The sequence below is a fragment of the Muricoccus vinaceus genome, from assembly GCF_042433125.1.
Lineage (GTDB): Bacteria > Pseudomonadota > Alphaproteobacteria > Acetobacterales > Acetobacteraceae > Roseomonas > Roseomonas vinacea.
The window spans coordinates 22,752-32,911 of record NZ_JBHLVZ010000067.1 but is presented as its reverse complement, the minus strand read 5'-3'; the positions used below and the strand labels follow the sequence as shown (position 1 = coordinate 32,911).

At 65.6% G+C, this 10,160-nt stretch carries 8 protein-coding genes and 1 pseudogene; 8 read left to right on the top strand and 1 reads right to left on the bottom strand.

Annotated features, from left to right (window positions below; genetic code table 11):
* The first annotated feature begins 410 nt into the window (after positions 1-410).
* The 6 genes from ACFFIC_RS19025 (at position 411) to ACFFIC_RS19000 (ending at position 6,749) form a co-directional block, all read left to right on the top strand.
* A complete protein-coding gene (locus ACFFIC_RS19025; protein ID WP_377053246.1) occupies positions 411-737 on the top strand; it encodes a hypothetical protein in 327 nt (108 codons plus the stop codon).
* 1,729 nt (positions 738-2,466) lie between these two features.
* Positions 2,467-2,700 (top strand): hypothetical protein, encoded by a 234-nt coding sequence (locus ACFFIC_RS19020; RefSeq protein WP_377053244.1) that lies wholly within the window; start codon positions 2,467-2,469, stop codon positions 2,698-2,700.
* A gap of 331 nt (positions 2,701-3,031) precedes the next feature.
* The gene (locus ACFFIC_RS19015; RefSeq protein ID WP_377053242.1) at positions 3,032-3,514 is read left to right on the top strand and encodes a hypothetical protein; all 483 of its coding nucleotides are present in this window, start codon (positions 3,032-3,034) and stop codon (positions 3,512-3,514) included.
* 848 nt (positions 3,515-4,362) lie between these two features.
* Positions 4,363-4,866: a YciE/YciF ferroxidase family protein gene (locus ACFFIC_RS19010; protein WP_377053240.1), complete on the top strand. Its 504-nt coding sequence runs from the start codon at positions 4,363-4,365 to the stop codon at positions 4,864-4,866.
* Positions 4,867-5,536: 670 nt separating this feature from the next.
* On the top strand, positions 5,537-5,992 hold the full coding sequence (locus tag ACFFIC_RS19005) for a PRC-barrel domain-containing protein (protein ID WP_377053238.1): 456 nt from the start codon (positions 5,537-5,539) through the stop codon (positions 5,990-5,992).
* 406 nt (positions 5,993-6,398) lie between these two features.
* On the top strand, positions 6,399-6,749 hold the full coding sequence (locus ACFFIC_RS19000; protein WP_377053236.1) for a cupin domain-containing protein: 351 nt from the start codon (positions 6,399-6,401) through the stop codon (positions 6,747-6,749).
* Positions 6,750-6,965: 216 nt separating this feature from the next.
* On the opposite strand, the pseudogene ACFFIC_RS18995 reads toward ACFFIC_RS19000, so the two are convergent.
* Positions 6,966-8,165, bottom strand: a pseudogene (locus ACFFIC_RS18995) (IS256 family transposase).
* 406 nt (positions 8,166-8,571) lie between these two features.
* Between ACFFIC_RS18995 and ACFFIC_RS18990 the strand changes: the two are divergent.
* Together ACFFIC_RS18990 and ACFFIC_RS18985 are read left to right on the top strand one after the other, a co-directional pair.
* Positions 8,572-9,018, top strand: coding sequence for a CBS domain-containing protein (locus ACFFIC_RS18990; protein ID WP_377053234.1), 447 nt, complete (start codon positions 8,572-8,574; stop codon positions 9,016-9,018).
* A gap of 461 nt (positions 9,019-9,479) precedes the next feature.
* Complete coding sequence (locus ACFFIC_RS18985; RefSeq protein ID WP_377053232.1) at positions 9,480-10,151, top strand: phosphoribosyltransferase; 672 nt, start codon at positions 9,480-9,482, stop codon at positions 10,149-10,151.
* Positions 10,152-10,160 lie beyond the last annotated feature (9 nt).

The window sequence follows — 10,160 nt, the reverse complement described above, 5'->3', positions numbered from 1 at the left end:
AAGGTCACGCAAACTCCGCCTCGCGGTCAAACTTGCTCGGTCCCCAAACAACGTGACAATGCCGTCCCGCGCTACTGCAAAAAACCCAGCAAAGTCAGCCCAAACCCGCCCCTCCAGCGGGCCTCCCGCTGCCACTTACGCACGATAACTTTTGATTATCGTGCCCAAGGGGCGGGAAGAGGATGGTTGCCATGGTCGGAATGCGCTGAGGCAGGCAGAGGAACCTGCGAACAGCCGTTGAGAGCCACCAGTTGGTGGGGCAGGGAAAGATCTCGGGAACAGGGGAACAGGAAAGTCGCTAGGGTGGCCGTGGAACCTCCTTCCGGTGTGCTGCGCTTCCTTCTCAATGGGCCGCAGCGTCCTCGTGGGGCTGGGCTCGGCGACAGCAACGACCGTCGGAGGCAGGAACCATGGACAAGGACAGGACGGACCAGAAGCGCGACGAGGAAACCGGGCACTGGGTCTCCGACCTTAAAACCGGGGCGACTGCTGAAGCCAAGGTCGACAAAGGGGTCGAGGACACCTTCCCCGCCTCCGACCCCGTTCACAAGGGTGGGGCCACGGGCTTCATCTCCCCGGATGGGAAGGACACAGCGATCCACGGGCCCACAGCGGTAGGGGCGGGGCAGGCAGGAGAAGCCGCCAGCGCGGCGATCGGCCAGCACCCGTTGCCGGCCCTCCTGATCGCCGGGGTGATTGGCTTCGTGTTCGGGCTCCTGGCCAACGAACGGCGATGAGTTGGCGCAATCGCGCCACCTGGAGCCGGCAGCGACAAAGCCGAGCTGCTCAGCCCGTCCTCACAGGTTGGCTCGTTCCTGACTGGGATCCTCGGCAGGCCGAGTGTGTATGAGGAGCGGGGAGGGGGCGCACAGCCTCCTGCCCTGTGGTTCCAACCAGCACCATCCGAGCCTGTCCGGCTTGGTGGTGGGCGGCTACTCAGGAGCCCGTCGCCGCTTCTCAGGACGTCGCACGGTCCTTCCACTGAGGGTGCCCTGCCAGTTCGGCCGCTCATTGCACATGCACAAGCGCAGAGCGTTGGCCATTTGAACCCAGAATGGACCCTTGCGCATTGGGAGGTGCATAGGAGCAGACAGCCATCCAGCCTGCGGCCTGACACAAGTTGCCCCACTCGATGCACAGGCCCAGGCGGCTGTTCGGGGATGGAAGGCTGGGGAAGCTCTGGTCGTTTGCCAGTCACTGTCCCTACTCGCGCGACGTGGCGCCGCTGCGTAGGGCATGTCTGGAGGGCTTCAGTCAGGGCCGGAGCGATGCGAGCGTGTTCACGACGCGCAAGCGGAACCAGGATGAGTAAGAGGCAGCCAGGGCGATCGCGGATCCAACGTTGCCAGCTGGCTTGGCAACAGACATGACCGACGCGGCATCTTGCGAGACTTTCGGGTGCAATCGGCGTCAACATGAGGCGAAACTACTCTGCCCGATGTCGATTCGGCGGAAGAGCACGCGAGGTGACCCATGGCAAAGACCCCACGCGACGAGGAAAAGCCGAAGAAGTCGCGCGGTGCGGCCGCCGGAACGAGCCGCGGTGCGAAACCTTCGGCTGGAAAGGTCACACAGACCAGGGCTGCCGGGGCTGGGAGGGCATCGACGCGGAGCGCGGCTTCGACCGCCGGCCAGAGTGGGCGGGGCACCAAGACACCTTCGAAGACGACTGCCACCCGAACCACCGCAGCCAGGCCGACGGCAGCAAGGAAGGTGGCTGCCAGGGCGACGCGCTCCACGCCCACCAGGAAAACCTCAGTTGCCAAGGCCGCGGGTTCGGGACGGAACGCGGCCAAGCCGGCGGGTAAGAGGGAGCGGGCAGCGACGCCGGCTGCCAGGCAAGCGGCAGGAGCATCCGCCGCACCGAAGCGCCGCAGCACTGGTGCGACACCTGCGGCGACAACCCGCGGCACAAAGGCGGGGAAGCCGGGTGGAACGGCGCGGGGCGCGGCCTCCTCCGGCAAGCGGGCCACGCCATCAGCTGCCGCGCCGAAAGGGCGCGGTACACAAGCTGGTCCCACCGCCAGAGGCGCTGGTGCCGCGGCCCGGAGAACGGGTGCGGCAAGCGCCGGATCGAAGTCTCGTGCGGCAAGTCGGCCGAGCACCAAAGCTGGGGCCGATAAGGTGCATGCGCGTAGCAGAAGCAAGCCTATGCCGGCTTCACGCGCACGGTCTCCTCGCGCTGTGCGGTCACAGGAGACCGTCAAGCCAGCGCGCAGGACTGGGACGGCGCGCCCCCGGGAGGCCGGCGCCGGGTCTGAAGCCGCCAGCCGCGCGGGGACCAAGCCCACAGCCGCGCGGACGGCTCCAAAGACCAAGGATCAGAAGGCGGCCACATCGGAAGCCAAGCCGCTACGCAACCGCCGCGTTCGGGCAGAGCCCGAGGAAACGGCTGCGTTCGCCGCTTCCACCCCCGCCGCAACGCCGCCTGCCGAGGAGCACCCGGCCGAGGTCCCGACCAGCGGGATGGCCCCTCTGACCGAAGCCGGTGTCGCTGCGATGACGGTCGTGGCAGCCCCTGTTGTAGCCGCCATCGACGCCGCAGCGATGACAGCCGCGGCCGTGGCCAGCAATGTCGTGGCCGCCGCGAACCTCGGGGCGGACCTGCTCAGCGGTTCGCCTTCGGAGGCGCCTCCCGCGGCCGGGGAGGAGGAGAACACGGGCGAGGATGGAGGCTCTGACGAGAACGAACTCGCCTAGCCGCTTCTACGTGTGCGACCGCGAGCATGAACTGGCAGGCCGCTGCCAGTTCCCACAGGGTGAACGGCATTGCGGGCCGGCGGCCAGGTGGGCTCGGTGATCCGAGGCCCTGTCACCTGACGGAAGGCGTACCCGGTGCCCGATCGGATGTGCTGCTGCAGCACGCAAAGCCTCTGACGCACCGACGGTCGAGCCATTCCGGCGTTAGCGAGTTTCTCCCTCCTGAATGCGAGGGGGTACCCGGCTAACGCGAATGTGGAACGAGCCGGCGAACATGCCCAGAAGGCGAGAGGTCATGCAGCAGCAAGGAAGCCCCAGGAGCACCGTCTCGATGACCTACGCGGATCTTGCGCAGGCGTTGAACGTCAGCATTGCCTCGGCGCAACGCCGGGTCGTCCGCGCGGGGTGGACACGGGCCGCCGGCACGGACGGCGTGGCCAGAGTTGCCGTCCCTTTGTCCGTGCTCCCTTTCATTCCGCCCGATGGTCAGAAGGATCGGTTTAAGCCAGCGCAGCCTTTCCTCGTGGGCCAAGGGAGCGATCAGGGCGAAGACGCTAAGTCTGTGATTTCTCGGTTGTTGGACAGCCTCGAGGCAATGGACGCCAGCCGTGAAGCAGAGTGCGTCGGTCGGGCTCAGGATCGAACCCGTTGGGAAGCCGAACGTGCCAAATGGGCTGCCGAGCACGCGACACTGCGCGAGCAGCTTGCCCGCCGGGAGGGTGAGTTGTCGGCTCTGCGCGAGGGCGCAGCACAGCCGGCAGCTCCCCTCGTCCGGGGCATCCTGCTTCGACTTCGAGGCTGGCTTCGGGGTTGAGGTTCTTGTGGACCAACCAAGCGATGCGGTGAGGACCTGATCACCGCAGTCTAAACTCGGAAGCAGGTAGGAGCGCGGCCCGTGACAGGCTGCGCGACCGTCGCTCGGCTCAATCTGCGGCTTAGAGCCCAGCAGTCCCGTCCTGGACGTCGTTCCCGGGGCTGTCCTCGTGCTCACCTGGCAGTGACAGAGTTCGCCGCTCTCTACCTGTGGCGACTGCCGCGGCGGCGTGCGCCTGCATCGCGGCTCCGCAGAGGGCCAGGGGATAAGTCATTCCCATTGGCCGTAGTGGGGATGCCACCGCCCCTCGAGCAGACCCGCGCGCCGACAGGCGGCATAAACCTGGCCAGCTCTCTTGGCGATGAGCCGGTGCTCAAATCCATCGGGCAGGGCCGATCGCGCAGAGGCTTCGTCCTGTGTATAAGGTAGTGGCTTTCCGTTGCGATCGAGAGCAGCGTGGATCGTCCTGTCCGCTTCCGGACTCCCAATCCTCGCGCGCCTCAGCCCCTCCGCTATGGAGAGCAGGACGTCGAACCGCGATGAACGCACGAGCCGAAGCATGCCAAACCGGCCTTCTTCCAAAATGCTGCACAGGCGAACAACGCGTCATGTCGGAGCTATTGGTGATTAAAGTCCTCACGCCAAGACGGGCTGAGGACGGAGGAGCTTCGAGAAGCTGTTTGTCACCAATTTTGATGAAGTACAGGAACGAAGACGTGGTGCAGTTCTGGTTGCGTAAGGCAGCGCAGCCAGTTGGTCGCGCAGGTGTTTAAGAGTGCTGGAGCTTTCTGCCGGCCAAGTGGGATAGCCACAGCGCGTCAGGCCGGCTCGCACGAGGAGGTAGGCCCATGGGCTTTTTCTCAAAGCCGATCAAGTCGCTGGACGACCTGTTCGTTCACACCCTGCAAGATATCTACTATGCCGAGAACCAGATCGCGAAGAGCCTGCCCGACATGATCGAGAAGGCTCAAGATCCGGAACTCAAGAGTGGCTTCCAAACCCACCTTGGCGAGACACAGAACCAGATCAAGCGCCTCGAGCAGGTGTTCCGGCAGCATGGGCAGGAGGTGAAGGGCGTCAAATGTGCCGCGATGGACGGGATCCTTGAAGAGGCGGCTGAGATTATGGGCGACTGCAGTGACCCAGAGGTTCGAGACGCCGCCATGCTCTCAGCCGCTCAGGCCGTCGAGCACTACGAGATCACCCGCTACGGGACCCTGATCGCCTTTGCGAAGCAACTCGGCCGCCAGGACTGCGCCGATGTGCTGCAGCAGAACCTTGAGGAGGAGAAGGCCACGGACAAGAAGCTGACCAGTATCGCCGAGAAGAAGGTTAACTCACGGGCGGCCTGAGACAGCACTGAGTCAGCTGACCCTGATAGTGGCCTCGTCGCCAAGGTGAAAGTAGATCTCACCTGTGAGCGTTGTGGCTGCGCCGAGTTCGCTTGCCCCAACGCGGCATAGCGGATCCGTTCTTTCAGAACTTTGGCAGGTAAAGCAGTCCAGGCAGGCCGAGCACGCTTCGATGGTCGTCTGCCACAGTTGCCTGCCGAAAGCTCGGAGGGCGCAGATCCCAGGAAAGTCTACGCCCGTTCAACTGACCACAACCGGCGGGCGGGATTGAGTGCATCAGCTGCAACCAGCCCATCCGGTATTCGCTTCTTGTAACAGGCGGCGCTGCCCGGCGCCGTAGAGCGAGAAGAACGAAGAGGTAAATGCCCCGATGAGAAAGCTTCCTCCTTTGTCGCTGCTTGCCACGGCGGCGGTTCTGGCCACTGCCCCCCTCGCACACGCACAAAGCCGGTCCGACGGCACACCGGGCAACCCACCCTCGACCGCGACGGGTCGTGCAGTGGATCGAGCCCAGGGCGAGACGCCGCGCCCCGACGGCAGCCCTGGCAATCCGCCCGGCACGGCTGCAGGCCGGGCCGTCGACAGGGCTCTCGGCACGAACACGACGGGAGCGAACCCGGCCGGGGCACCTGGTCCCAGCACGGCGGCCCCGACAAGCGGGGCCGCAACGATGAATGTTGATGCCGCGAGCCTGCGTGGGGCCCTGAGTGCCCGGCGGCTGATCGATGCTGATGTCTACGGTGCGAACGACCGTGAGGTCGGCGAGATCGAGGACGTCATTATGCCGCAGAGTGGGGCCGGTGCACCGGTCGCTGTGCTCTCGGTTGGCGGCTTTCTTGGAATGGGGGAGAGGCACATTGCCGTTCCCTTCAGCCAGCTGCAGCACAATGCCGAGCGCGACCGCTGGACCCTTCCCGGCGCCACGCAGGAGACGCTCCGGGCGATGCCGGCTTTCAACCTCGACGAGTTCGGGCGAGGCCGGCCCCGGGCCGCTGCCGCTGGTGCCAGCCGCGACGCGGCCCCTGCCACGCCCGCTCCCGAAGGGGCGGCCTCGCGGCCAGGTACCCTGGGCGGCACCGGTACCACGGCTGGGCAGAGCACTCCGGCGAACCCGCCTGTGCGGTAGGCAGTAGGATTGAGAATGGGAGGGGGAGACTTTTCCCCTCCCTACCGGAAAGCTGAACGTTGCACCGTCGCCGATTAGAAAACCGATGCTTTGCCTTGCCCTTCGCCAGCTCAACTGGCGCTGTGGTAAGCGCCTGCCTGACGAAAACCAAGGGCAAGCGATCTCTCTCATCGTAAAAGCTATCGAGCAGCAGGAGTGAGTGGCCAGCATCGTCTCGGAAAGGAAGCAGTGTCATCTTGCCCAGCACGCGAGCGCCCTCGACATTATTGGCGCTGGAGACACCTGGACGTCACCATTTCCGACGGCCTGCAAACCTTTCTAGAAACCGCCTTCCCAGCGGAGCGGTTGAGGCAAGCGAAGGTGCTGCTTGGTTTAGCCGCCCACATTTGCCAGAGGGAATTCAGTCATGCCTGACACGACGGTCGTGAAGGTTGATGCGGCGTATTCACCAAAGGGACCTGAGGGGCAGAAGTACCTGGCCAATGGCCGCGCTCTGTCGATGCGGCTCTGGGAGAAGGAGGTGCCCGGTCCTGCGAAGCATCCAGCCAGGCGCGATTATGAGACCGTCGGATATGTCATTTCCGGCTCCGCAGAGCTGACGCTTGAGGGCCAGACGGTATTATTGCATCCGGGGACATCCTGGGTGGTGCCGAAGGGCTCTGAACACAGCTATCGTATTATCGAGGAGTTCACCGCTGTTGAGGCAACAACGCCGCCGGCCGAGGTGCACGACCGGGACGCAACACCGAGGGGGTGAGATGATGTTTGCAACTCAGGAGTGCTCCTGACCCGGTTAACCCGGCAAACTGTTCGTTGCCTGCCCGGCCAAAGGCGTTCCTGTAATAAGGTGTGGGAGCAAAGGTATCAACACCTTCACCCCAAACCCCTAAAGCTACAGCTGCTGGCTTGGCTCAGGATCGTGCCCCAGGGAGTGGTGTAGGAGCGGTGCTCCTCAGCGGGCTGAGTCGCCGTGTCAGGCCGCCGCAGCGGGCAGGCTGACGGAGGGAGTATCGCTCACGGCGCCGATGGTCTCCAGCGTCATGTAGCGGGAGCGCTGGGTGGCCCACTCGTCGGACTGCTCGAGGAGGAGGGCGCCGACGAGCCTGACAACGGCGGCTTCATTGGGAAAGATGCCGACCACGTCGGTGCGGCGCTTGATCTCGCCATTGAGGCGCTCGATGGGGTTGGTGCTGTGGAGCTTGGCCCTGTGTTCTCTGGGGAAGTCCATGAAGGCGAGGACGTCCTCCTCGGCGGCATCCATCAGGGTGGCCAGCCGGGGCACCGTGGGGCGGAGTTGGTCGGCCACCTTTCGCCACTAGGCGTGGGCAGCTGGGGCATCCGCCTCGGCATAGGCGGTGCCGATCCAGGCCGAGACGATGCGGCGCTGGGTCTTGCCCGCGTGCGCGGCGGCGTTGCGGCCGAAATGCACGCGGCAGCGCTGCCATGTGGCCCTGAGCACCTTGGCCACGGCGGCCTTGAGGCCTTCGTGGGCGTCGGAGATGACCAGCTTGACGCCGCGCAGGCCGCGCCGGGCCAAGCTGCGCAGGAACTCCGTCCAGAAGGTCTCCGCCTCGGAGGCGCCGACCGCCATGCCAAGCACCTCGCGCCTGCCGTCGCTGTTCACCCCCACCGCGATGGTGACGGCGACTGAGACGATCCGGCCTGCCTCCCTGACCTTCACGTAGGTGGCGTCCAGCCACAGGTACGGCCAGTCGCCCTCGATGGGACGGGCGAGGAAGTCCTGCACCCGGCCGTCGATCTCGCCGCAAAGCCGGGAGACTTGGCTCTTGCTGATGCCCTCCAGGCCCATGGCGCGGACCAGGTCGTCCACGGAGCGGGTGGAGATCCCCTGCACGTAGGCCTCCTGGATCACTGCCGTGAGTGCCTTCTCCGCCAGCCGCCGGGGCTCCAGGAAGGCGGGGAAGTAGGAGCCGCGCCGGAGCTTGGGGATCCTGAGCTCCACCGTCCCGGCCCGGGTCTGCCAATCCCGTTCCCGATAACCGTTCCTCTGGTTCACCCGCTCAGGGCTGCGCTCGCCATGGCCAGCACCGCAGACCCCCTCGGCATCCAGCTCCATCAGCCGATGGGCGGCAAAGCCGATCATCTCCCGCAGGAACGTCGCATCAGAGCCCTTCTCCAGAAGCTCTCGAAGAGCAATCCTGTCGTCGGTCATCGTGGTCTCCATGGTTCAGGTCAGGTCTCGACAACCCAAGCCTACCGAGGATCACCATGATGGCCGCCCTAAACCGGGCGGCCGCCTCCTACACCACCACCAGGGGCACAACCTGGCTCAGGGCTCTACCACCAGAACGACCTTGCCGCGGACATGGTCCTGTTCGGCGCGCGCGCGGCCCACAATGCTCCACCGTGCCTAACCCTCGAGTGGGGCAGGAATGTTCAACTCCGCTTGTCATGCGTGACGAGGCAGCGACCGATTCACATGGGTTGATGCCATGGCGGCCCATGTCGCTTGCCATGCATTGCCCGCCCCAAGGGCATGAAGGGGAGACGTTGCGTACCCGCTGGCGCGAGTGCTGCCGACGTGCTCGTGCGGGACGACCGGTGGTCAGGATAATCCCATGAAGGTCAGCGACAAGATGACGCGCGATCTGCGCATCGCCAGTCCGGAGGATAGTATCCAAGACGCCGCGCGCAGCATGGCCGAGTGCGACTCCGGTGTGCTGCCCGTCGGCGAGAACGATCACCTGGTCGGCATGGTCACGGACAGGGACATTACCGTGCGCGGGGTGGCCGAGGGCAAGGGCCCGAACGCAAAGGTGCGCGGGGTGATGACGGTCGACGTGAAGTACTGCTTTGAGGATGAAGATTTGGACCACGTGGCGCGCAACATGGCCGAGCAGCAGGTTCGAAGGCTGCCAGTGATGAGCCGGGATAAGCGCCTGGTCGGCATTCTCTCGCTTGGCGACATCTCGTTGGGAGAGGGCGCGATGCCCGCGCTGGCGGCGCTGTCGGGAATCTCCCAGCCAGGAGGGGAACACTCGCAAACCGGCGGACCACGGAGCTGAGCCGGATGGCACGCAAGAGGAGCGGGTCCGGCCTCGCCGCTGGGTTCCTTCTCTCACTCGCGGTAGGCCCGGCGCTGGCGCAGCCGGCCGGGCCACCCTCCGCCCCAGGGTCCGCAGTGCCGGAGTGGATCGAAGCGCCTCGGCCCACTCCGGTTCCGGCGCCCGGCTCGGCAGGAGGGACGTCAAGCGACGGGGTCGCGCGAGGTGTCGTCCCACCACCGTCAGGGCTCGATCCCGGGATCCAGACACCGGTGCCGGAGCCAAGGCCGAACACGACGCCGGTGATCCCGCCGCCCGGAACGCCCGGCGGAAATCCCGCCGTGCAGCCTCGGTGAGCACGCGTACCAAGCGGCGAGAAGAGAGCCGCGCCAACTCTTGGCATTGAACCGCGCTGCCACTTTCAGGTCATTCTGCGAAGCGTGAATCAAGGTTCTGCAGGCCGCCAGAAAGACCAATCCGCCATGATGTTTCTCGACCGCGCTGATGCCGGACGGCAGCTCGCCCAGTCTTTGCTGCACCTGAAGGTCCAGGACCCGGTTGTGCTCGCGCTGCCACGCGGCGGCGTCCCGGTCGGCTATGAGGTCGCCGAGGCGCTCGGCGCGCCGCTCGACCTTCTGCTCGTGCGCAAGATCGGCACGCCGGGCCAAGCTGAGCTGGCGGTCGGTGCCGTGGTGGATGGAGCGCGGCCGGAAATGGTGATCAACGAGGATATCGTCCGCCAGCTCGGCGTACCCGCCAGTTACCTGGAACAGGAGGCCGCGCGCCAACTGGCCGAGATCGAGCGGCGTCGGGCCGCCTACCTGCGCGGTCGGCCGCCCGTCGCACTCGAGGGACGCACGGCCATCATGGTGGATGACGGGATCGCCACCGGTGCAACCGCACGCGCCTCGCTCCGGGCACTCGCGGCGAGTGGGACAGCACGACGGGTGGTGTTAGCCGTGCCGGTAGCGCCGGCCGAGATCGTGAAGGCACTGAGCGCGCTGTGCGACGAGGCAATAACCCTTTCCACCCCCGAAGACTTCCGCGCGGTCGGGCTGCATTACGGTGACTTCCGCCAGACCGAGGATGCCGAAGTGATCGAACTGCTTGATCGAGCTGCCGTGCGCACTACTGCGGCCGGGTCAGGTCGGTGATGCCTCACA